Origin of the sequence: Aeromonas genomosp. paramedia, from assembly GCF_023093515.1 — a bacterium.
GTDB lineage: Bacteria > Pseudomonadota > Gammaproteobacteria > Enterobacterales > Aeromonadaceae > Aeromonas.
This window is the reverse complement of sequence record NZ_JAAROG010000007.1, coordinates 120914-143094: the sequence shown is the minus strand read 5'-3', so window position 1 is coordinate 143094 and position 22181 is coordinate 120914. Positions and strand designations below refer to the sequence as shown.

Sequence of the window (22181 nt, the reverse complement as noted above, 5' to 3'; positions counted from 1 at the left end):
ACAAGGCCAATTTGAGCCCCGCAGGGAGTATTTCATTAGTGTTAACGATTGCGCGGCTTTAACTTGTGCCCGCTAGGCACTAGTAGCTTGCTCCCTACTCAGGGCAAGGAGCTCCGTTGTCGCCCGCCGCGATCTGGCCTGACGGCATGACATACAAAAAAACAGGGCGAACCAGATGGTTCGCCCTGTGGCTGTCACGCTGTCAGCGAGAGAGACTAGCCCTGCCCTTCGGAGGCCGCCGGGGCCTCCTTGGGGGCCTGCCAGCCACCGCCGACCGCCTTGTAGAGGGCGACCTGGTTGCTGAGCTGGGCCAGGCGGGTGCTGATGAGCCCCTGCCTCGCGCTGAACAGGGAGCGCTGGGCATCCAGCCTCGTCAGATAGCTGTCCACCCCCTGCTCGTAGCGGAACTCCGCCAGCTTGAAGTAGGTCTGGTTGGCATCCACCAGATCCTGCTGGGCCTGCAGCTGCTGCTGGTAGTCCGCCTGGGCGCCAAGGGTATCCGCGACCTCCTTGAAGGCGGTCTGGATGCTCTTCTCGTAGCTCGCCACCGCCTGTTTGGTGCCGACCTCGGCCACGTCCAGATCCGCCACGCGCTTGCCACCGTCGAAGATGGGCAGGTTTATCTGGGGCATGAAGGTCCAGGTGCCGGTGCCGCCGTCAAACAGCCCGCTCAGCTGGTTGCTGGCGGTGCCCGCCGTCGCGGTGAGCGAGATGGTCGGGAAGAAGGCAGCACGGGCCGCGCCTATGTTGGCGTTGGCCGCCTTCAGGCTGTGCTCCGCCGCCAGTATGTCGGGCCGCTGTTGCAGCAGGCTGGAGGGGGCCCCCACCGGGATCGGCGCCAGCTTCACCTCGGCCAGGGTCGCCGGTTGCCCTTCCAGCACCGGCACTTCTGTGCCGAGCAGCAGGGCCAGACCGTTTCTGTCCTGTTTCACCTGACGCTGGTATTGCGCCTGGCTGACCCGGGCGTTCTCGAGCGCGGTGCGCCCCTGCGCCAGCTCCATCTCGGAAGCCGCCCCCAGCCGGTACTTGTGCTGGGTCAGGGCATAGCTCTCCTGCTCGGTCGCCAGCGTCGCCTGGCTCAGGGCCAGCAGCTCCTGATCCGCCAGCAGGGTGAGGTAGGCATTCGCCACCGAGGCGATCAGCGCTATCTGGGTGCTGCGCTGGGTCTCGATTTGCGCCAGGTAGTTCTCCAGCGCCTGATCTTTCAGGCTCTGGATCCGGCCAAACAGATCCAGCTCATAGGCGGTGATGCCGATGTCGGCGCCGTACTGGCTGCTGATGCTCCCCTGCCCCGTGCTGCTGAGATCGTCGGATCCCTGCTGACGGGTGCCGGAGCCACTGGCGGCCAGGGTCGGCAACTGGGCCGCCCGCTGGATCCGGTATCTGGCCTCATAGGCCTCGACGTTGAGGGCCGCGAGCCGCAGATCCCGGTTGTTCTCCAGGGCGGTGTCGATCAGCTTTTGCAGCGCCGGGTCCAGGAACTGTTGCTGCCAGGGCGCCAGCGCCCCCTGGGTGGCGAGGTTCTCTTGCCAGGAGGCGCCTTGCGGCACCTCGGGGCGTTGGTAATCCGGGGCCATGGAGCAGGCCCCCAGCAGCAGCGTCACACTCAGGGCGACCAGGGTCTTAGTCATGTTGGGTCTCCTTGGTCAGCGCGGCGCGCTCCTCGGCTGAACTCTGCTTGGTGAAGTAACGCATCACCAGCACGAAGAAGAGCGGCACGAAGAAGATGGCCAGCACGGTCGCGGTGATCATCCCCCCCATGACGCCGGTGCCGATGGCGTTGCGGCTGCTGGCGCCGGCACCTGTGCTTATCACCAGCGGCAAGACGCCGAGGATGAAGGCGAGGGAGGTCATCAGGATCGGACGCAGACGCTGACGGGAGGCTTCCACCACCGCATCGCCGAGCTTCATCCCCTTGTCATGGAGCTCCTTGGCGAACTCCACGATCAGGATGGCGTTCTTGGCCGAGAGCCCGATAGTGGTGAGCAGGCCCACCTGGAAGTAAACGTCGTTCTCAAGCCCGCGCAGGGTAGCCGCCAGTATGGCGCCCAGTACCCCGAGCGGCACCACCAGCATGACGGAGAACGGAATGCTCCAGCTCTCGTACAGGGCCGCCAGACAGAGGAAGACCACCAGCAGGGAGATGGCGTAGAGCGCCGGCGCCTGGGAACCCGCCTGACGCTCCTGGAAGGAGAGCCCGGTCCACTCGATGCCGATGCCTTCCGGCAGCTGTTTCACCATCTGTTCTATGGCCGCCATGGCGTCACCCGTACTCTTGCCCGGCGCCGCTTCACCGACTATCTCCATGGCGGAGACGCCGTTGTAACGCTCAAGACGGGGCGAGCCGAAGCTCCACTCGGTGCTGGCGAAGGCGGAGAAGGGCACCATCTGGCCCGCGCTGTTGCGCACATACCACAGCTTCAGATCCTCCGGGTTCATCCGGAAGGGGGCATCCGCCTGCAGGTAGACCTTCTTGACCCGGCCTCTGTCGACGAAGTCGTTCACATAGGAGGAGCCCCAGGCCGCCGACAGGGTGTTGTTGATGTCGCTGATGGAGAGCCCCTGGGCCAGCGCCTTCTCGTAATCTATCTTGATGTCGAGCTGGGGGGTGTCTTCCATCCCGTTCGGGCGTACCCGCACCAGGTTGGGATCCTGCGCCGCCATGCCGAGCAACTGGTTACGGGCCTGCATCAGCTTCTCGTGCCCCAGACCACCGCGGTCCTGCAGGAAGAAGTCGAAGCCGGTGGCCGTGCCGAGTTCCGGTATGGGAGGCAGGTTGAAGGCGAACACCTGCGCCTCCTTGATGCTGAACAGATAGCCCATGGCGCGGCCTATGATGGCATTGGCACTGCGCTCTTCCCCCTGACGCTCGCTCCAGTCCTTCAACTTGATGAAGGCCATGCCGCTGTTCTGGCCGCTACCGGCGAAGCTGAAGCCCGCCACCGTCAGCACGGAGTCGACGTTCTCCTTCTCGTTTTTCAGGAAGTAGTCGCGCATGTCGGCCAGCACCACCTCGGTACGCTCCTTGGTGGCCCCCACCGGCAGCTGCACCATGGACATGATGACCCCCTGATCCTCTTCCGGCAGGAAGGAGGTGGGCAGGCGCATGAAGAGCACCGCCAGCACCGCCAGCATGGCCAGGTAGATGATGCTGTAACGGGTCCCCTGCTTGATCACCTTGCGCACGCCGTTCTGGTAACGGTTGGCATTGGTGTCGAAGAAGCGGTTGAACCAGCCGAAGAAGCCTCGCTGGGCACCGAACTCCCCGTGTTTCATGGGCTTGAGCAGGGTGGCACAGAGCGCCGGGGTCAGGATCAGCGCCACCAACACTGAGAGCACCATGGCCGAGACTATGGTGAGGGAGAACTGGCGATAGATGGCACCGGTCGAGCCGCCGAAGAAGGCCATGGGCACGAACACCGCCGACAGCACCAGGGCGATGCCCACCAGGGCGCCGGTGATCTGGGTCATGGACTTGCGGGTCGCCTCCAGCGGGGAGAGCCCCTCCTCGCTCATCAGCCGCTCCACGTTCTCCACCACCACGATGGCGTCATCCACCAGCAAGCCGATGGCCAGCACCAGACCGAACATGGTCAGGGTGTTGATGGAGAAGCCGAAGGCCGCCATGACCCCGAAGGTACCGAGCAGTACCACGGGCACCGCTATGGTCGGGATCAGGGTCGCCCGGAAGTTCTGCAGGAACAGATACATGACGCAGAACACCAGGAAGATGGCCTCGATCAGCGTCTGCACCACCTCCTCGATGGAGATCTTCACGAACGGCGTGGTGTCGTAGGGGTAGACGATCTCCATGTTGGCCGGGAAGTACTCGGAGAGCTCACCCAGCTTGGCCCGGACATGCTCGGCGGTGTCCAGGGCGTTGGCACCGGTCGCCAGCTTGATCGCTACCGCCGCCGTGGCCTGACCGTTGTAGAGCGCGGTCGCGTCGTAGTTTTCACCGGCGAGCTCGACCCGGGCCACGTCCTTGAGCAGCACCTTGGAGCCGTCCTGGTTCACCCGCAGCAGTATGTTGTTGAACTCCTCCACGGTGGAGAGCCGGGTCTGGCCCATGATGGTGGCGGTAAATTGCTGATCGCTCACCGCAGGGGTGCCACCCAGCTTGCCGAAGGCCACCTGAGCGTTCTGGGCCTGGATGGCGGCCTGTACGTCGGCCGGGGTCATCTGCACCCGGTTGAGCTTGTGGGGATCGAGCCAGACGCGCATGGAGTACTGGCTGCCAAACAAGGTGATGTCACCCACCCCGTCCAGACGGCTCAGGGGCTCCTTGATGTTGGCCACCACATAGTCCGCCAGGTCATCGTTGGTCATGGTGCCGTCGGTGGAGATGAAGGCGGCCACCATCAGGAAGCTGCTGGAGGTCTTCTGGACCCGCACGCCCTGCTGCTGCACCTCTTGGGGCAGGAGCGACATGGCCTGTTGCAGCTTGTTCTGTACCTGCACCTGGGCGATGTCGGGATCGGTACCCGGCTTGAAGGTGAGGGTCACGCTGACGTTGCCGGAAGAATCCGACTGGGCAGACATGTAGAGCAGGTGATCCAGCCCCGTCATGTTCTGCTCGATGATCTGGGTCACCGAGTCTTCCACCGTCTTGGCGGACGCCCCCGGGTAGCTGGCGGAAATGCCGACGGCCGGCGGGGCTATGGTCGGGTACTGGGCGACCGGCAGGCCTATGATGGCCATGGCCCCGGCCAACATGATCACCAGGGCAATCACCCAGGCGAAAATGGGTCTGTCTATGAAAAATCGTGCCATGAGGCGACTACTCCATCCTACTGCTTGGTGACCTGGGTCTGATCGACTTGTGCTGTCGTGGTGGTGCTGGTGCGCTCAGCGGGCGCCACCAGGGCACCGGGTTTGACCTTCTGCAGACCGGCCACTATCACCTTCTCGCCAGCATCGAGGCCGGACTCCACCACCCAGCTGTCGCCAACCACGCGGCTGAGCTGCACTTCCCGCAGCTCGACCTTGTTGTCCGCGGTCACCACCATGACGGTGGCACCGCCTTTCGGTGTGCGGGTCACGGCGGTCTGGGGCACCAGCAGGCCTTGCGGGCGCTCGCCTTCCTGCAGGGTGGCGCGCATGAACATGCCGGGCAGCAGCAGATCATGGGGGTTCGGGACCAGAACCCGCAGGGTCACCATGCCGGTGGTCTCGTCCACTGTCACGTCGGAGAACTGCAGGGTCCCCTGCTCGCCGTACTGGCTGCCATCTTCCAGCTGGAAGCTGACCTTGGCGCCCTCCTGCTGGCCCTGGGTCAGCTTGCCGGCGGCAACCTGGCGCTTGAGGCGCAGCAGATCGGCGGTGGACTGACGCACGTCCACATACATGGGATCGAGCTGGGAGATGGAGGTGAGGCTGTCCGCCTGCTGGGCGGTGACCAGGGCACCCTCGGTCACCGCAGACTTGCCGATGCGGCCGCTGATGGGGGCGGTGATCCTGGTATAAGCCAGGTTGATGTTGGCGCTCTGCAGGGCGGCCTTGGCGGCCCCGATCTCGGCAACCTGCTGCTTCCAGGCCGCGTCGGCGTCGTCATACTCCTGACGGCTGATGGCTTTCACCTTCACCAGCTCGGCATAACGCTGGGCCTTGAGGCGGGCGCTCTGCTCGTTGGCCTGCGCCTTGGCCAGATTGGCCTTGGCACTGGCGACGGCAGCCTGATAGACGGCGGGATCGATCTGGTACAGCAGCTGGCCGGCCTTGACGTCGCTGCCTTCGGTGAACAGGCGCTTGAGGATGATACCATTCACCTGGGGACGTACCTCGGCCACCCGCAGGGGGGCGGTGCGGCCGGTGAGCTCGGACATGAGTTGCAGCGGTGCGGCATGGAGGGTGACCACGTCCACGGCGGCAGGCGGCATCTCGCCCGCCCCTTGCCCGGCCTCGCCCTTGTCGCCACAACCAGCCAGCAGGCCGCTTGCCAACAAGGCAAGGCCCACCGAACGTGCGAGAATGTGTTTATGCATGGAGTTTCTGAGCCTCTGTTTCAAACAAAAAAAACCACAAAACCACAGGGTTTATAGGGCCCCTGTTGGTAAAACTGCGAAGATGAGGCAATATACATACATTCATAAATGTATGTAAGTAACTTTTTCCCCTTTTAACAGGTACAGATCCGATGGCCAGAAGAACCAAAGAAGAAGCGCAGCAGACCCGCTGCCACATCATGAGCACGGCCCTGAATCTGTTCTGCCAACAGGGATTGGCGAAGACCAACCTGACCGACATCGCCAAGGCGGCAGACCTGACCCGGGGCGCCATCTACTGGCACTTCAAGAACAAGGAGGAGCTGTTCGTCACCCTGTGGGAGGAGCTGTGCGCCCCCCTCTCCCACCAGCTAGACGCCTGTGTGGATGAGCAGGAGCCGGATCCCCTCGGCAAGCTGCGCAGCTTCCTCAAGGAGGTGATGCACAAGATCAGCACCGAGCCCGCCCACCAGCAGATGTTCACCATCATGTTCAATCTGGAGTCGCTGGAAGGAGAGGCCATCTCCCTGCGGGATCACATGCGCGTGCAATCATTCAACTTCTTCCGGGATCTGGAGATCACCCTGGCTAACGCCGTGCGCCTCGGCCACCTGCCAGCCGACCTGGATCTGCACCGCGCCGCCACCCTGCTGCACTGCACCCTGGACGGTTACATCATCAACTGGCTGCACTTCCCGGAGCGCATCAACCTGATTCGGGAGGCCGACTTCCTGCTCGACACCCTGTTCGGTCTGCTCGCCAACCCCTCTCCCTCGCTCTTGCGCCGCCCCTGATGGCGCTGATGGCGCGCAGGGCCATAGAGGATCCTCAGCAGAGCTGAACAGCAGGGGGCAAATTTGCTAGAGTAGCCGCCCACCCAAGAGACGAGCCCTATGCCACTGCCACAGTCACCCGCCCAAGGCACCCAGAGCGCTGCTCCGCTGGCGCCCCGCCCCGCCCTCATCGGCCAGGCCCACTCCCCCTTCCTGGCCCGCCTGCAGCCGGGCGCCCACCTGCTGGAAGCCGGCTGCGGAGCGGGGGAGGATCTGCACCATTTTCGGGAGCTGGGGTTCATGGTCACCGCCTTCGATGCCAGCCTGAGCCAGGCCAGCTCCGCCTCGCGCCTGTGCGGCCAGCCGGTGCGGGTCTGCCGCTTCGAGCAGATGCACAACGTGCTGCCCTATGACGGCATCTGGGCCAGCGGCTCGCTGCCCTGCCTCACCGAGGATGAGCTGGCCCCCGCCCTGATGCACCTCGCCGGCCTGCTCAAACCCCAGGGCCCCCTCTACTGCTCCTTCCCCTATGGCGAGAATGACCCCGGCAGCCCCTTGCCCCCCTCACAAGGCGACTACCCGCTGCTGACCCGGCTCGATGAGGCCCGCTTGCAACAGCTGATCGCCCCCCTGCCATTTGAGCTGCATCAGAGCTGGTGCAGCGACGATGCGGTGCACGGCCGCTGGCTCCATGCCCTGCTGATCCGCGACCCCAATCCCGCCACCATCAATCAATATCGCGGCCGTCGTTCCAGACAGGGTGCCCGACGTGATTCAGCATCCAGATAACAATATTTAACTCTGAGTTAACCAGGTGATGGCAGACAAGATGCGGCATTTGTGTTAAAAAGCGGCATTAAAATCAAGATTAAATAACAAAACAGACACCAACACCTGGATTCCCCCCATGAAACTCGTCCTCAATCTGATTGCCGGCATCCTCGCCGGTCTCCTGCTCGGCCTCTACGCCCCGGAATGGGTCGCACGGGTGCTGTTCACGGCCAAGACGGTGATAGGTCAGCTGATCACCTTCACCATTCCGCTCATCATCCTGTTCTTCATCATGAGCGGTATCGCCAGCCTGCCGAAGAACTCCGGCAAGCTGCTCGGCAAGACGGTGGCCCTCTCCTATTGCTCCACCATACTGGCGGGCCTGTTCGCCTTCACGGTGGCGAGCCAGCTGATCCCGCAGCTGACCACCGCCGCCGAGCCCACGGCGCAAGCCGCCATCAAGCTCAGCTCCTACATCAACCTCGAGATCCCGCCGCTGTTCGGGGTGATGTCGGCGCTGGCCGCCGCCTTCGTGTTCGGCATCGGCATCAGCGCCACCCAGGCCACCGACCTGCGCCGGGTCGCCGATCAGGGCCGTGACATCATCGACCGCCTGCTGGCCCGCGTGATCATTCCCCTGCTGCCCTTCTACATCGCCGGCGTCTTCGTCGAGATGACGGTGGAAGGCACCGTCTTCGCCACCCTCAAGACCTTTGGCGTGGTGCTGGTGATGGCCATCGTCATGCACTGGCTCTGGCTCAGCCTGCTCTTCATCGGCACCGGGCTGGCGCTGGGTCGCTCCCCCGCCATGCTGATCAAGAACATGCTGCCCGCCTACTTCACCGCCCTTGGCACCATGTCCAGCGCCGCCACCATCCCGGTAGCCCTGCAGGCGAGCAAGAACAACGGCGTGAGCGACGGCATCGCCAACTTCACCGTGCCCCTGTGCGCCACCATTCACCTCTGTGGCTCCACCATCACCTTGGTGACCTGCGCCACCGCGGTGATGTTCCTCTCCGAGCACCTGGCCATTCCGGGCTATGGCACCATGCTGCCCTTCATCATGATGCTCGGCGTCATCATGATTGCGGCGCCGGGCGCCCCCGGCGGCGGCGTCATGTCGGCACTCGGCCTGCTCACCTCCATGCTCGGCTTCGGTGAGGCCTCCATCGCCCTGATGATCGCCCTCTACCTGGCCCAGGACAGCTTCGGCACCGCCTGCAACGTCACCGGGGATGGCGTCATCGCCCTCTGGGCCGACCGCTTCGCCCAGGGCGAAGCGCCCCTGGCCGCACCGGAGCAGGACGCCGCCTGAGGGCCTGCGCCACAATAAAAACGGGAGCCAGTGGCTCCCGTTTTTTATGAGGCGTTTTCTGCCGGTGGCAGCGGCTCGGTAAAGACCAGTCGATTCCCGAAGGGATCCCGCACCTGCAGCTCCCGGCAACCCCAGGGCATGATCTCGATGGCGGGTCTCGCATTGGGATACCCCTTGGCCCGCCACTCCGCAAACAAGGTGTCGAGCTTGTCAGTGGAGAGGCGCAGAGCTGCCCCCGGACAGGCATCCCCGTGGTGCTCGGAGAGGTGGATAACCCAGTCCCCCCGTGAGATCTGCAGGTAGAGCGGCATGTCCGGGCCGAACCTGTGCTCCCAGTCGATGACGAATCCCAGATAATCGAGGTAGAAGGCGCGCAACTTGCCTTCATCGAAGCTGCGCAAGATGGGCACTATCATGGATGGACCTCCCCGTCTCGGTGCCAGCTCATGCGCCAGTGCCCCGGCGGCGGATCACCCCTTCCTGCATGGTGCTCGCCACCAGCACGCCGTCGCGGGTGAAGAACTGGCCGCGTACCAGGCCACGACCGCCGCTGGCGCTCGGGCTGTCCACCACGTAGAGCAGCCAGTCATCCAGCCGGAACTCCCGGTGGAACCACATGGAGTGATCTATGGTGGCCACCTGCATGTCCGGCTCCCAGTACGACACCCCGTGGGGCTGCAGGGCGGCAAACAGGAAGTGGAAATCGGAGGCATAGGCCAGCAGGTAGTTGTGAACCCGCTGATCGTCCGGCACAGTGCCGTTGGCCTTGAACCAGGTGTAGCGCAGGGGCTCGTGCACATCCGGACGAATGGGGTCGACCAGGGTCACGGGGCGGATCTCCAGGGGCTTCTCGCACAGGATCTTGTCCCGCAAAGCCGGGGGGATCAGTTGCTCGTAGGGGCGCACCAGCTCCAGCTCGCTCTTGAGCTGCTCGGGGGGCGTGATGCCTTCGGGCATCTGGGCCTGATGCTCGAAGCCCTCGGCCTCCACCTGGAAGGAGGCGTTGAGGTAGAAGATGGGCTTGCCGCCCTGGATGGCCTTGACCCTGCGGGTGGAGACGGTCTGGCCGTCGCGGATGTTCTCCACGTCGTAGACGATGGGCTTGTTGGCATCCCCCGGACGCAGGAAGTAGGAGTGGAAGCTGTGGACCTGGCGATCCCCGGCCACCGTCTGCTTGGCGGCTGACAAGGCCTGCCCCATTACCTGCCCGCCAAACACGGATCGCAACCCGAGATCCTGGCTCTGGCCCCGAAACAGGCCCTCCTCGATCTTCTCAAGCGCCAGCAGTGCCAGCAGCTCATCCAGTACCTTGCTCATTGGTTTCTCCTGTATCTGTGCGCGAAAGGCTAACAAGCCAGTCCCGGCAGGGCAACCATCCTGATGCACATCTCACAGCCCCCCCTCCCGGCCGACCCCTCTCTGAGGGGGAGGAGCATGGCGATCGCCAACCCACACAGAGACAACTCTGGCTGCATCCCCCTTCACCAAGGGGAGGAGAATCGCCGGCAACAAAAAAGCCCGCACCATGGGGTGCGGGCTTGTGGCTTGTCCGGAGCGAGAGGCCCGTGGTGGCGGCTTACTTGCTGCCGGTGCCTGAGTTGCGGGTCGAGGCTTGCGGCTTGCGGCGGGCCGTGGTGGCACGGGCTCGCGGCTCCTTGCCCTGCATCTCCTTGTGGCGCTTGACGGCGCGACGGATCTGGGCGGCCTGCTTGTGGCGGGTGCTCTTGCCATCCTGCTGCAGGTCGACCTTGGACTCGGTCTCGTTGGGCAGGTTGACCAGGCCGCGCAGGTAGTTCACCTCGGGCAGTTTGAGCTCCTGCCAGCCACCGCGGGGGATGCCGCGATCCAGGGTAACGTCACCGTAGCGAATCCGCATCAGGCGGCTCACCTGCACTTCCTGGGATTCCCACAGGCGGCGCACTTCACGGTTGCGCCCCTCGGTCAGGGTGACGTTGAACCACTGGTTCAGCCCTTCACCGCCGGCTGGCTTGATCTTGTTGAACTTGGCCATGCCGTCTTCCAGCTGCACGCCCTTGCGCAGGCGCTGCAGCATGGCTTCGGTGATCTCGCCAAAGACGCGCACCGCGTATTCCCGCTCCACTTCGTGGCTCGGGTGCATCAGCCGGTTGGCAAGCTCGCCGTCGGTGGTGAACAGCAGCAGGCCGGAGGTGTTGACGTCGAGGCGACCCACCGCAATCCAGCGGGCCCCGTCCATCTTGGGCAGACGATCAAACACGGTGGGACGACCTTCCGGATCGTGGCGGGTACACATCTCCCCTTCGGGCTTGTGGTACGCCAGCACGCGGCAGATCTGCTCCTCGGCCGCACGGGTCTTGACCTGGTGACCATCCACCCGGATCACGGCGTTGACTTCGACGCGATCCCCCAGCATGGCGACCTTGCCATCCACGCTGACCCGACCTGCGGTGATCAGGGCCTCCATCTCACGACGGGAGCCTTGACCCGCGCGGGCCAATACTTTTTGCAGTTTTTCACTCATCGGGTTTACCTGATTGTTGATCGCTGCCCGCTGACATAGCGGACAACATTGACTCCTGTGACACACCCTCGGGCATCGTCACCACGTTCATTCTCAAGACGGCCTGCCGCTTATTGACCGTCGCTCCCCTCGCCCAGCATGACCGGCAAGGGGGTGTGCAGTTCGGGATCCAGCTCGGGGAGCTGCTCCAGACTCTGCAGATTGAAATAGTCCAGAAACTCTCGGGTGGTGGCGAGCAGCTCGGGGCGACCCACCACCTCCTTTTGACCTATGCTGCGCACCCAGCCGCGCTCTTTCAGGGTATTGATGATCTGGCTCGATACCGCCACCCCGCGGATGGCTTCTATCTCGGCCCGGGTGATGGGCTGACGATAGGCAATCAGCGTCAGGGTTTCCAACACGGCGCGCGAATATCGGGGCGCCCGTTCGCTCCACAGGCGCGACAGCTCCTCGGCGTACTCCTGACGGGCCTGGAAACGCCAGCCGGAAGCGACCTCCTTGAGCTCCACCCCCCGCTCGCTGTAGTCCTGCCTGAGCTCCGCCAGCAGCAGCTGCACATAGCGGCTGGTGACAGGGTAATCCGCCAGCACGCTGCTTTTCAGCTCGCTGACATTGAGCGGACGACCGGCCACAAACAGCGCCGCCTCGATCAGGGTCTTCAGCCGTTCAGCCGGCAGCGCCATGACGCATCCCTCCCTGAGTCAGGGTCTTGAGTCGTTCAGTGGGCAGCGCCACGTTCGCTCTCCTCGTGCAGGCTGGCCAGGGCAAAGTGAATAGGCCCCAGGGGTTCTGCCTGCAGGATCCAGATCAGTTGCTCCTTGCACAGCTCCAGCAGGGCCAGGAAGGTCACCAGCACCCCCATGCGCCCCTCCTCGGCCCGCAGCACCTGCTCCAGTCGCAGGGTCTGCCCCAGGGACAACATGGCGAGGATCTCCGCCATGCGCACCCGGGTCGGGATCTGCTCGCGGCGGATCTGGTGATGTTCAAAATGAGTCGCGCGTTTTACCACACTTTGCATGTAAAGGGCGAGCTCAACCAGTGAAACATCGGGGGCCAGCGGCTTCAAGGCGCCAAAATCCGGTGGCAGGGCCGAGGCGATAAAGATCTCCCGCTCCAGCCTCGGCAAGGCGTTGACCCGCTCTGCGCCCAGCTTGTAGCGCTCGTACTCCTGCAGCCGGCGAATGAGGGTGACGCGGGGGTCTTCCCCCTCCTCCTCGTCCTCCAGCTCCGGCGCCTTGGGCAGCAGCAGGCGGGATTTTATCTCCGCGAGCCAGGCCGCCATCAGCAGGTATTCCGCCGCCAGCTCCAGATTGAGCCCCTGCATCAGCTCCACGTACTCCATGTACTGGGCGGTGATCTGCAGGATCGGCAGGTTCAGGATGTCGAGCTGCTGACGGCGGATGAGGTAGAGCAGCAGATCCAGCGGCCCCTCGAAGGTGTCGAGAAACACCTCGAGCGCATCGGGCGGAATAAACAAATCCTGGGGCAGCTCATGGTAGGGCTGCCCCAGTACTTTCGCGATGGGCGGGGGAAGCAGGGCCTCCCCCGTCGCACCCGGCGCGATCACCGCCTCGGGTACGGGCTCGGCAGTATCACTCAAACGGCGTCGGATCCCCGGCACCGCGACGGCGCAGCACGGGCTCGTCGTCGGAGAAGTCCACCACAGTGGTGGGCTGCTCGCCCAGATAGCCGCCGTTGACCACCAGATCCAGCTGCTTGCCGAGCTTGTCGGCGATCTCTTCGGGGTCGAATTCCGCCATCTCGGAGCCCGGCAGGATCAGGGTGGTGGAGAGCAGCGGCTCACCGAGCGCCTCCAGCAATGCGAGCGCGATATTGTTGGCGGGCACCCGGATGCCGATGGTCTTCTTCTTCTCGTTCATCAGGCGGCGCGGCACCTCCTTGGTGGCCTTGAAGATGAAGGTGTAGGGCCCTGGGGTGTTGTTCTTCACCAGCCGGAAGGCGGTGTTGTCCACCTTGGCGTAGGTGGAGATCTCCGAGAGATCCCGGCACACCAGGGTGAAGTCGTGGTTTGGCTCGATGCGGCGGATACGGCAGATGCGCTCCAGGGCATCCTTGTTGCCCATCTGGCAGCCCAGGGCGTAACCGGAGTCGGTGGGATAGACGATGACGCCGCCGTTTTGCAGGATCTGCACCGCCTGGCTGATGAGGCGAACCTGGGGGTTGTCCGGATGTACGTAAAAATGCTGACTCATATGCTCTTCTCGCGATAGGGGCACGCCGGGTGCCCGCTTCATGGTCAAGGGCCCCTTGGCCCATGACACTACCTTAACCTGTTTGGCACAGACTCGCCCGTACCAAAGATCCGTGCCCGCCCATTGTGCTCAGCGGCTGGCCAGCAGGCTGGCATGCTGCTCCTGGCTGAGCCCGAAGTGATCGGGGTGCCCGAGCCAGAGCGGCATGCCCTCCTTGGGCAGCCACAGATGGCGGCCCAGCTCGGTCCAGTTGGAGGGGAAGTGAAAATCGGACCCCACCGAGATATAGAGATCGTGCTCCTTGGCCCACTGGCCGAGATTGGCCCGCTCCTGGGGGCTCTGCTGGGGCAGAGAGACCTCCATGGCATCGCCACCGGCCGCCTTGAAGGCCACCAGCAGCCGCTTGATCCACTTGGCGGTGAGGCTGTAGCGGCTCGGGTGGGCCAGCACCGCCAGCCCGCCCGCGGCATGAATGGCCGCGATGGCCTCTCCCATCTCGGGCCACTCGGCGGGCACATAGCCCTTGTTGCCCCGGCTCAGGTACTTCTTGAATACCTTTTGCATGTTGTCGGCCACCCCGCGCGCCACCAGCACCCGGGCAAAATGGGCCCGGGTCACGGCGGCGTCACCCGCGAGCTGCTTGGCCTCTTCATAGGTGCCCGGGATGAGGCACTTTTCCAGACGGCGCCCTATTTCCTGGGCGCGCGCCTCGCGGCGGGCCCGCTGACCGGCCAGGAAGGTGACCAGCTGCGGATTTTTTTCATCCACCCCGAGCGCCACTATGTGGATCTCGTGGTGCTCCCACCCGGTGGAGATCTCGACCCCGCTCACCAGTCGCAGCGGCAACTGTTCGTTCTGGATCGTCTGACGGACTTCATCAAGCCCGTCAAGGGTGTCGTGGTCAGTGACCGCTAACACCTCCACCCCTTTCTCGGCGGCGCGGCGCACCAGTTCGGCAGGGCTCAGCACGCCATCCGAGGCCGTGGTATGACAGTGAAGATCGAATCTCATCGGCTTGTTTCGCTCTCATCAGGGGGCCTGCTTGGGAAAAAGAAGGCAAAAAAGCGACTTGACTTGGCCGCGGCTTTATCGTTTTCTGTAGGCACTTCATTGCAAACATCTTTTTACAGGACGCTATCATGCAAACGACTTCCATCCTGACCATCTGGTGGTGGCACACTCCCTGACATGCGGGCGTGTGGTCGTTGCTGTACCTGTAATCTGACAGCAAATTAAGAACCCAAAGAAAAAGCCCGCTGACCCCAGCGGGCTTTTTTATTATCCGGCAAATGGACCTGTGATGAAACCGACAATTCAGACAAGTGCACTGACATGGCGATGGCGAACTCGCTGACGTGACGAAAATCCAATCCCAACTCGAGAGAAACGCCATGACCATCGGTTACACACAACACATGCAAGGGAAGGCATTATGACAGGCAACAAGACCCGGTTACCCCTGGGCGAATTCGACACCATCCGGCTCAATGCCCCTTATGTGACAGATCCCCTGGCGCTCTACACCCAGCTCTGCCAGCACAAGCCCAACAACCTGCTGCTGGAATCGGTGGAGATCGACTCCAAGGCCGGCACCCAGAGCCTGCTGCTGGTGGATGCCTGCCTGCGCATCGAGTGCCGTGGCCGCACGGTGCGGGTTCGCGCCCTCACCAGCAACGGCGCCGCGCTGCAGCGCCTGCTCGAACAGCGCCTCCCCGCCGTCATCACCCAGACCCGGGTGGCGGACGAGCTGCAGCTCGACTTCCCGGCCTCCGACCGCACCCTTGACGAAGACAGCCGCCTCAAGGGCAGCAGCGTGCTGGACGTGCTGCGCACCCTGCAACGGGAGCTGCAATGCCCGCAGGGCAAAGAGGCCCTCTTCATGGGGGGCAGCTTCGCCTACGACCTCATCGCCTCCTTTGAAGACTTGCCCGAGGTGCCGGAAGGGAGCAACGACTGCCCCGACTACTGCTTCTATGTGGCCGAGACCCTGATCACCATAGATCACATCAAGCAGAGCACGGCCCTGCTGGCCTGCCTCTTTGGCGGCGAGCAGGACGAACGCCAGCTCGATGAGCGTTACGCCCAGCTGACCGCACGCCTCGAGGCCTTCAAGCAGACCTGCCAGCAGCCGCAACCGGGGACGCAGGGCGCCAAGTCGCTCACTGGCAACCTCCAGATCGACAAGAGCGACAAGCAGTTCTGCGCCGAGGTGGAGAAGCTCAAGGGCTTCATCCGCCGTGGCGACATCTTCCAGGTGGTGCCGTCCCGCAGCTTCTCCCTCCCCTGCCCCGACCCGCTGGCCGCCTATCGCCGCCTCAAGCAGACCAACCCCAGCCCCTACATGTTCTATGTGCAGGACGAGGGCTTCACCCTGTTTGGCGCCTCCCCGGAGAGCGCGGTCAAGTTCTGCGCCGCCAGCCGCCAGGTGGAGATGTACCCCATCGCCGGTACCCGCCGCCGCGGCCTCAACCCCGATGGCAGCATCAATCTGGATCTCGACGGTCGCATCGAGCTGGAGCTGCGCCAGGACGAGAAAGAGGTGGCCGAGCACCTGATGCTGGTGGATCTCGGTCGCAACGACATCGCCCGCATCTCCGAGCCCGGCACCCGCTACGTGAAGGATCTGCTCAAAGTGGATCGCTACAGCCACGTGATGCACCTGGTCTCCCGGGTGGTGGGCCGCCTTCGCTCCGATCTTGACGCCCTGCACGCCTATCAGGCCTGCATGAACATGGGCACCCTGACCGGCGCCCCCAAGCTGCGGGCCAGCGAGCTTATCCGCATGGTGGAAGGCAAGCGCCGCGGCAGCTACGGCGGCGCCGTGGGCTACCTCAACGGCGCGGGGGAGATGGACACCTGCATCGTCATCCGCTCCGCCTTCGTGAAAGCGGGTCTGGCCCATGTCCAGGCCGGTGCCGGCGTGGTCTATGACTCCAAGCCCCAAGCCGAAGCGGACGAGACCCGCGCCAAGGCGGCCGCCGTGCTGGCCGCCATCGCCGCCAGCCATGGCACCTCCCTGCAAGCCCTGAGCGCCCAGCAGGAGCAACATAAGGACGTGAGCCATGACTAACATCTTCCTGCTCGATAACTTCGATTCGTTTACCTACAACGCCTTGGCCGATCAGTTCCGCACTTCGAAGGAGCAGACCCATGACTAACATCTTCCTGCTCGACAACTTCGATTCGTTTACCTACAACCTCGTGGATCAGTTCCGCACCCTGGGCTACCCGGTACGCATCTACCGCAACAGCCTGCCGGCGAGCCGCATCATGCAGGAGATAGAAGCCTGTGACGGCGATGCCGTGCTGGTGCTCTCCCCGGGACCGGGCGCCCCCCACGAGGCGGGCTGCCTCATCGATCTCATCAAGCTAGCCCGCGGCCGGGTGCCCATCCTCGGCATCTGCCTCGGTCATCAGGCCCTGTGCGAAGCCTACGGCGGCACAGTCGGGGCGGCCGGGGAAATCGTCCACGGCAAGCGATCCCTGATTGAGCACAACGGTCACGGCGCCTTCGCGGGGTTGCCGAGCCCGCTGCCGGTGGCCCGCTACCACTCCCTGGTGGCGACCTATGTGCCGGAGGAGTTGCAGGTGATTGCCCACTATCAGGGCATGCCCATGGCCATAGAGCAACGGGACGAGCGGGTGCTGGGCTTCCAGTTCCACCCGGAATCCATCATGACCTCTGAAGGGGCCCGCCTGCTGACCCAGGCGCTCGCCCACATCACCCGTCCAGAAAGCCACGTGCGGTAAGGAGACCCCATGCATCAACATCTCAACACCCTCTATCAGGGGCAGTCTCTCACCCGCGACGCCGCCCGCGACGCCTTCGGCCAGGTGGTCCGTGGCGAAGTGGATCCCATCGTCCTCGCGAGCCTGCTCACCGCCCTCAAGCTCAAGGGGGAGACCCCGGAGGAGATCGCCGGCGCCGCCGAGGCCCTGCTGGCGGAGGCCCGTCCCTTCCCGCGCCCGGACTATGCGTTCTGCGACATCGTCGGCACAGGTGGCGATGGCCTCAACACCATCAACGTCTCCACCACCTCGGCGCTGGTGGCCGCCGCCTGCGGCCTGAAAGTCGCCAAGCACGGCAACCGCTCCGTCTCGAGCAAATCCGGTTCGAGCGATCTGCTGGACAAGATGGGGATCAAGCTCGACATGAGCCCGGCCCAGGCTCGCCGCTGTCTGGACGAGCTCGGCATCTGCTTCCTGTTCGCCCCCCAGTACCACGCCGGGGTGCGCCACGCCATGCCGGTGCGCCAGGCCTTGAAGACCAGGACGCTATTTAACGTCCTGGGGCCGCTTATCAACCCCGCCCGCCCCAGCTACCAGCTGATGGGGGTCTATGCTCCCGAGCTGGTGCGTCCCATCGCCGAAACCCTGCTGGCACTGGGGCTGAAAACCGGTATGGTGGTACACGGCGCCGGGCTGGACGAAGTGGCCATTCACGGTCCGACCCAGGTGGCCGAGATCCGTGACGGCGAAATTCGCGAATACCTGCTCACCCCGGCCGACTTTGGCCTCGAGACCTACCCGGTCAGCGCCATTCAAGGGGGGGAGCCGGAAGAGAACCGCGCCATCACGGACGCCATACTGGCGGGGGAAGGCACTGCGGCCCACAACGCCGCCATCGCCGCCAACGTGGCGCCGCTGCTGGTGATGGCGGGCAAGGCCCCGGACTTCAAGCAGGCGGCCGCACACGTGCTGGCCAAGCTTGCAAGCGGTGAAACCCGCCTGCTCGCCCAGGCCCTCGCCACCCTGAGCCATCAGGAGGCATGATGTCAGTCAGTACTCACGGCAGCCAACAAGGCAGTACCACTCTTAGCAAGGATATCGAGATGCTCGACCCCCTCTCCTCCCCCGATGCCTTCCTGAATCGGGCGTCCATCAACCAGACCATTCTCGGCAAAATCGTGGCCGCCAAGCAGGAGTGGGTCGCGGCCCGCAAGCTGGCCCAGCCCCTGGAGAGCTTCCAGGGCGCCCTGGTGCCAAGCGATCGGGACTTCGAGGGCGACCTGCGGGCAGGCTCCACCCGCTTCATTCTCGAATGCAAGAAGGCCTCCCCCTCCAAGGGCTTGATCCGTGACGACTTCAGCCCGGAGGCCATCGCCGACATCTATGGCAACTATGCCACAGCCATCTCTGTGCTGACGGACGAGCAGTTCTTCCAGGGGGATTTTGCCTTCCTGCCCAGGGTGCGTGGCCGGGTCAAGCAGCCGGTGCTCTGCAAGGACTTCATGATTGACCCCTATCAGGTCTATCTGGCCCGCTACTATCAGGCGGACGCCATCCTCTTGATGCTCTCCGTGCTCACCGACGAGGGCTATCGCGCCCTGTTCAAGGTGGCCAAAGAGTTAGGTCTAGGGGTGCTCACCGAGGTGAGCAATGCAGAGGAGCGGGATCGCGCCGTCGCCCTCGGCGCCCCCGTGATTGGCATCAATAACCGGGATCTGCGGGATTTGAGCGTGGATCTTGCCCGCACCCAACAGCTGGCGGCCGAGATCCCCGCCGATCGGGTGGTCATCAGCGAGTCCGGCATCAACCACCGCGCCCAGGTGGCGGAGCTGCGCGCCCATGCCAAGGGCTTCCTGGTGGGCTCCTCCCTGATGAGCGAACCGGATCTGGAGGCGGCGGTGCGCAAGCTGGTGCTCGGCCAGAACAAGGTGTGCGGCCTCACTCGCCCCGAAGATGCCGCCGCCGCCCATCAGGCGGGTGCCGTATTCGGTGGCCTGATTTTTGTAGCCAAGAGCCCGCGCTACGTGGACATTCCCGCCGCCCGCGCCGTCATGGCGGGTGCGCCGCTCTCCTATGTGGGGGTGTTTCGCAATGCCCAGCCCGCCACCATCGCCAAGACGGTGGAGGCCCTGAACCTCGCCGCCGTGCAACTGCACGGGGACGAGGACGCCGCCTATATCGAGACCCTGCGCTCCCTGCTGCCGGCAGGCTGCCAGATCTGGAAAGCTGTCGGCATCACAAGCGGCGAGCCCCTGCCCTCCCTCGACTACCCGGCGGATCGCCTGCTGCTCGATACCAAAGTGGGCAGCCAGAGCGGCGGCACCGGCCAGGCATTCGACTGGGCCCTGCTGGGAAGTCTCGATAAAGCCAGGCTGATGCTGGCGGGCGGCCTTAACCCCGACAACGCCCTGCAGGCGGCCCGGGTGGGTTGCCTCGGCCTTGATTTCAACTCCGGGGTGGAGAGTGCCCCGGGCCAGAAGGATGCGCACAAGCTGGCGGCGGCCTTTGGCGCTCTGCGCCAACTGTAAGAGTGCCCTGCGCCAACGGTAAGCGTGCCCTGTACGCCCTCTGATGCGACACCCTATTGACGTTTCGATTTCGCTTTTAGCTACAAGGAATAGATCATGACCCTGCTCAATCCGTTTTTCGGTGAATTTGGTGGCATGTATGTGCCCCAGATCCTCATCCCCGCCCTGCTCCAGCTGGAGAAGGCCTTCGTCGATGCCAAGGATGACCCGGCCTTCATTGCCGAGTTTCAGACCCTGCTGACCGAGTATGCCGGTCGCCCGACCCCCTTGACCCTCACCCGCAACCTGACCAAGGGGACCAAGACCCGGCTCTACCTCAAGCGTGAAGATCTGCTGCACGGCGGCGCCCACAAGACCAACCAGGTGCTGGGCCAGGCCCTGCTCGCAAAGCGCATGGGCAAGAAAGAGATCATCGCCGAGACCGGCGCCGGTCAGCACGGGGTCGCCACTGCGCTGGCCTGCGCCCTGCTCGGCCTCAAGTGCCGGGTCTACATGGGTGCCAAGGATTGCGAGCGCCAGAAGCCGAACGTGTTTCGCATGAAGTTGATGGGGGCCACCGTGATACCAGTGCACTCCGGCTCCAGCACCCTCAAGGATGCCTGCAACGAGGCGCTGCGCGACTGGGCTGCCAACTATGAATCGGCCCACTACCTGCTCGGCACCGCCGCCGGCCCCCACCCCTTCCCCACAATCGTGCGGGAGTTCCAGAAGATGATCGGGGAAGAGGCCAAGGCCCAGTGCTTCGAGAAGGAAGAGCGCCTGCCCGATGCGGTGATCGCCTGCGTCGGCGGCGGCTCCAACGCCATCGGCATGTTTGCCGACTTTATCGACAACCCTGAAGTACGTCTGATCGGCGTCGAGCCGGGTGGTCACGGTATCGAGAGCGGCGAGCACGGCGCGCCGCTGGGTCACGGCAGCAAGGGGGTCTTCTTTGGTATGCACTCCTACCTGATGCAGGACAACCAGGGCCAAATTCAGGAGTCCTACTCCGTCTCGGCGGGTCTGGACTTCCCCTCCGTCGGCCCCCAGCACGCCCACCTGGCGGCCATCGGCCGCGCCGAGTACCCCTCGGTGACCGACAAGGAGGCGCTGGACGCCTTCCAGGAGCTGGCCAAATCCGAAGGCATCATACCGGCGCTGGAATCCTCCCACGCCCTGGCCCACGCCCTCAAGATGGCCCGCAGTGAACCGGAGAAAGAGCAGGTGCTCATCGTCAACCTCTCCGGCCGTGGCGACAAAGACATCTTCACCGTTGCCGACATTTTCGAGAAAGAAGGAACCTTGTCATGAATCGCTACGCACAACTCTTCTCCCGTCTGGACAAGGCCAATCAGGGCGCCTTCGTGCCCTTCGTGATGCTGGGTGACCCCACCCCCGAATTGTCCCTGGCCATCATCGATGCCCTGGTCGAAGGGGGCGCCGATGCCCTGGAGCTCGGCATTCCCTTCTCCGATCCGGTGGCGGACGGCCCCACCATTCAGGGTGCCGCCCTGCGGGCCTTTGCCAGCCACACCACCCCGGACGACTGCTTCACCCTGCTCGCTCGCATCCGCGCCAAGTACCCGGAGCTCCCCATTGGCCTGCTGGTCTACGCGAACCTGGTCTATGTGCGCCACATCGATGGCTTCTACGAGAAGTGCCAGCAGGCGGGGGTGGACTCCGTGCTGGTGGCGGACGTGCCGGTGCAGATGTGCGAACCCTACAAGGCGGCGGCCGACAAGTTCGGCATCGACAGCATCTTTATCGCCCCGCCCAACGGTGACACCGAGACGCTCAAGGCCGTTGCCGAGCTGGGCTCTGGTTACACCTATCTGGTGAGCCGCGCTGGCGTCACCGGCGCCGAGACCAAGGCAGGCATGCCGGTGGATGGCCTCATCAATACACTGCGCGAGTTCAATGCCCCCCCCGCCCTGCTCGGTTTTGGCATCAGCGAACCGGCCCAGGTACGCGAGGCCATCAAGGCCGGCGCCGCCGGTGCCATCTCCGGCTCCGCCGTGGTCAAGATCATCGAGACCCACCACCAGAACCCGGAACATATGCTCACTCGCCTGAAGGAGTTTGTGGAAGGGATGAAGGCCGCAACCAATAAGTAGGGGCAGGTATAGGGTCACATGCCGTTGACCCTGACCAGCCAGCCAGCCAGCCAGCCAGCCAGCCAGCCAGCCAGCCAGCATAAAGGGAGCCCACTTGGGCTCCCTTTTCTATTTATCTCTTTTGCTTCCTCTCACCCTGGCCCTCTCCCTCCGGGAGAGGGCCAGGGTGAGAGGGATCAGGGTTCGCCGAAGGTTATCGATTTGATGTGTGCCAGTAGGTTCGAATAGCGCAGCGTATTCGGACATTCGCGATCCGGGCGGAGTTAATCCGAACG

General features: G+C 64.0%; 19 protein-coding genes. 9 read left to right on the top strand and 10 right to left on the bottom strand.

The genetic code is table 11. From position 1 onward, the window contains the following. Nucleotides 1–215 precede the first annotated feature (215 nt). The 3 genes from HB860_RS05215 to HB860_RS05205 are packed head-to-tail and all read right to left on the bottom strand — an operon-like array spanning nucleotide 216 to nucleotide 5984. Nucleotides 216–1631 carry an efflux transporter outer membrane subunit gene (locus tag HB860_RS05215; protein WP_139434722.1) on the bottom strand — a complete coding sequence of 472 codons (1416 nt, stop codon included), beginning with the start codon at nucleotides 1629–1631 and terminating at the stop codon, nucleotides 216–218. Continuing rightward, nucleotides 1624–4773, bottom strand: coding sequence for an efflux RND transporter permease subunit (locus tag HB860_RS05210; RefSeq protein ID WP_202046698.1), 3150 nt, complete (start codon nucleotides 4771–4773; stop codon nucleotides 1624–1626). Before HB860_RS05210 ends, HB860_RS05215 begins: the two co-directional genes overlap by 8 nt. A gap of 17 nt (nucleotides 4774–4790) precedes the next feature. Next, complete coding sequence (locus tag HB860_RS05205) at nucleotides 4791–5984, bottom strand: efflux RND transporter periplasmic adaptor subunit (RefSeq protein WP_247625948.1); 1194 nt, start codon at nucleotides 5982–5984, stop codon at nucleotides 4791–4793. Between the two features lie 152 nt (nucleotides 5985–6136). Here HB860_RS05205 and HB860_RS05200 point away from each other — a divergent pair, with 152 nt between their 5' ends. From HB860_RS05200 to HB860_RS05190, 3 genes are all read left to right on the top strand, one after another. Next, a complete protein-coding gene (locus tag HB860_RS05200) occupies nucleotides 6137–6778 on the top strand; it encodes a TetR family transcriptional regulator (RefSeq protein ID WP_139434716.1) in 642 nt (213 codons plus the stop codon). 99 nt (nucleotides 6779–6877) lie between these two features. Next, entirely contained in the window at nucleotides 6878–7546 is a 669-nt protein-coding gene (locus HB860_RS05195; protein ID WP_247625947.1) for a class I SAM-dependent methyltransferase, read from the top strand. Nucleotides 7547–7664: 118 nt separating this feature from the next. After that, nucleotides 7665–8843 carry a dicarboxylate/amino acid:cation symporter gene (locus HB860_RS05190; protein WP_139439560.1) on the top strand — a complete coding sequence of 393 codons (1179 nt, stop codon included), beginning with the start codon at nucleotides 7665–7667 and terminating at the stop codon, nucleotides 8841–8843. 44 nt (nucleotides 8844–8887) lie between these two features. Here the strand turns inward: HB860_RS05190 and HB860_RS05185 are convergent, their stop codons facing one another. The 7 genes from HB860_RS05185 to rnm form a co-directional block, all read right to left on the bottom strand. After that, entirely contained in the window at nucleotides 8888–9259 is a 372-nt protein-coding gene (locus HB860_RS05185) for a glyoxalase superfamily protein (RefSeq protein ID WP_247625946.1), read from the bottom strand. Nucleotides 9260–9287: 28 nt separating this feature from the next. Continuing rightward, nucleotides 9288–10160, bottom strand: coding sequence for an acyl-CoA thioesterase II (tesB, locus tag HB860_RS05180; protein WP_247625945.1), 873 nt, complete (start codon nucleotides 10158–10160; stop codon nucleotides 9288–9290). A gap of 259 nt (nucleotides 10161–10419) precedes the next feature. Continuing rightward, nucleotides 10420–11343, bottom strand: a complete 924-nt coding sequence (gene rluB / locus HB860_RS05175; RefSeq protein ID WP_139439557.1) for a 23S rRNA pseudouridine(2605) synthase RluB — start codon at nucleotides 11341–11343, stop codon at nucleotides 10420–10422. Between the two features lie 110 nt (nucleotides 11344–11453). Continuing rightward, entirely contained in the window at nucleotides 11454–12026 is a 573-nt protein-coding gene (gene scpB / locus HB860_RS05170; RefSeq protein WP_247625944.1) for an SMC-Scp complex subunit ScpB, read from the bottom strand. A 35-nt stretch (nucleotides 12027–12061) separates the two neighbouring features. Next, a complete protein-coding gene (locus HB860_RS05165) occupies nucleotides 12062–12943 on the bottom strand; it encodes a segregation and condensation protein A (RefSeq protein ID WP_247625943.1) in 882 nt (293 codons plus the stop codon). Continuing rightward, complete coding sequence (locus tag HB860_RS05160) at nucleotides 12936–13556, bottom strand: L-threonylcarbamoyladenylate synthase (protein WP_010673702.1); 621 nt, start codon at nucleotides 13554–13556, stop codon at nucleotides 12936–12938. Before HB860_RS05160 ends, HB860_RS05165 begins: the two co-directional genes overlap by 8 nt. Before the next feature lie 129 nt (nucleotides 13557–13685). Beyond that, nucleotides 13686–14567: an RNase RNM gene (gene rnm, locus HB860_RS05155; protein WP_247625942.1), complete on the bottom strand. Its 882-nt coding sequence runs from the start codon at nucleotides 14565–14567 to the stop codon at nucleotides 13686–13688. Nucleotides 14568–14988: 421 nt separating this feature from the next. On the opposite strand from rnm, the gene HB860_RS05150 reads away from it, so the two are divergent. The 6 genes from HB860_RS05150 to trpA all read left to right on the top strand — a co-directional run bounded on the left by HB860_RS05150 (nucleotide 14989) and on the right by trpA (nucleotide 21906). Beyond that, nucleotides 14989–16626, top strand: coding sequence for an anthranilate synthase component 1 (locus HB860_RS05150; protein WP_247625941.1), 1638 nt, complete (start codon nucleotides 14989–14991; stop codon nucleotides 16624–16626). Nucleotides 16627–16706: 80 nt separating this feature from the next. After that, nucleotides 16707–17306, top strand: a complete 600-nt coding sequence (locus tag HB860_RS05140; protein ID WP_005323478.1) for an aminodeoxychorismate/anthranilate synthase component II — start codon at nucleotides 16707–16709, stop codon at nucleotides 17304–17306. 9 nt (nucleotides 17307–17315) lie between these two features. Further along, nucleotides 17316–18329 carry an anthranilate phosphoribosyltransferase gene (trpD, locus tag HB860_RS05135; RefSeq protein ID WP_247625940.1) on the top strand — a complete coding sequence of 338 codons (1014 nt, stop codon included), beginning with the start codon at nucleotides 17316–17318 and terminating at the stop codon, nucleotides 18327–18329. Continuing rightward, nucleotides 18326–19813 carry a bifunctional indole-3-glycerol-phosphate synthase TrpC/phosphoribosylanthranilate isomerase TrpF gene (trpCF, locus tag HB860_RS05130; RefSeq protein WP_247625939.1) on the top strand — a complete coding sequence of 496 codons (1488 nt, stop codon included), beginning with the start codon at nucleotides 18326–18328 and terminating at the stop codon, nucleotides 19811–19813. The genes trpD and trpCF overlap by 4 nt, the downstream gene beginning before the upstream one ends. A 96-nt stretch (nucleotides 19814–19909) precedes the next feature. After that, a complete protein-coding gene (gene trpB / locus HB860_RS05125; protein ID WP_206220411.1) occupies nucleotides 19910–21103 on the top strand; it encodes a tryptophan synthase subunit beta in 1194 nt (397 codons plus the stop codon). Beyond that, nucleotides 21100–21906 (top strand): tryptophan synthase subunit alpha, encoded by an 807-nt coding sequence (gene trpA, locus HB860_RS05120; RefSeq protein WP_247625938.1) that lies wholly within the window; start codon nucleotides 21100–21102, stop codon nucleotides 21904–21906. The genes trpB and trpA overlap by 4 nt, the downstream gene beginning before the upstream one ends. The last annotated feature ends 275 nt before the right edge of the window (nucleotides 21907–22181 follow it).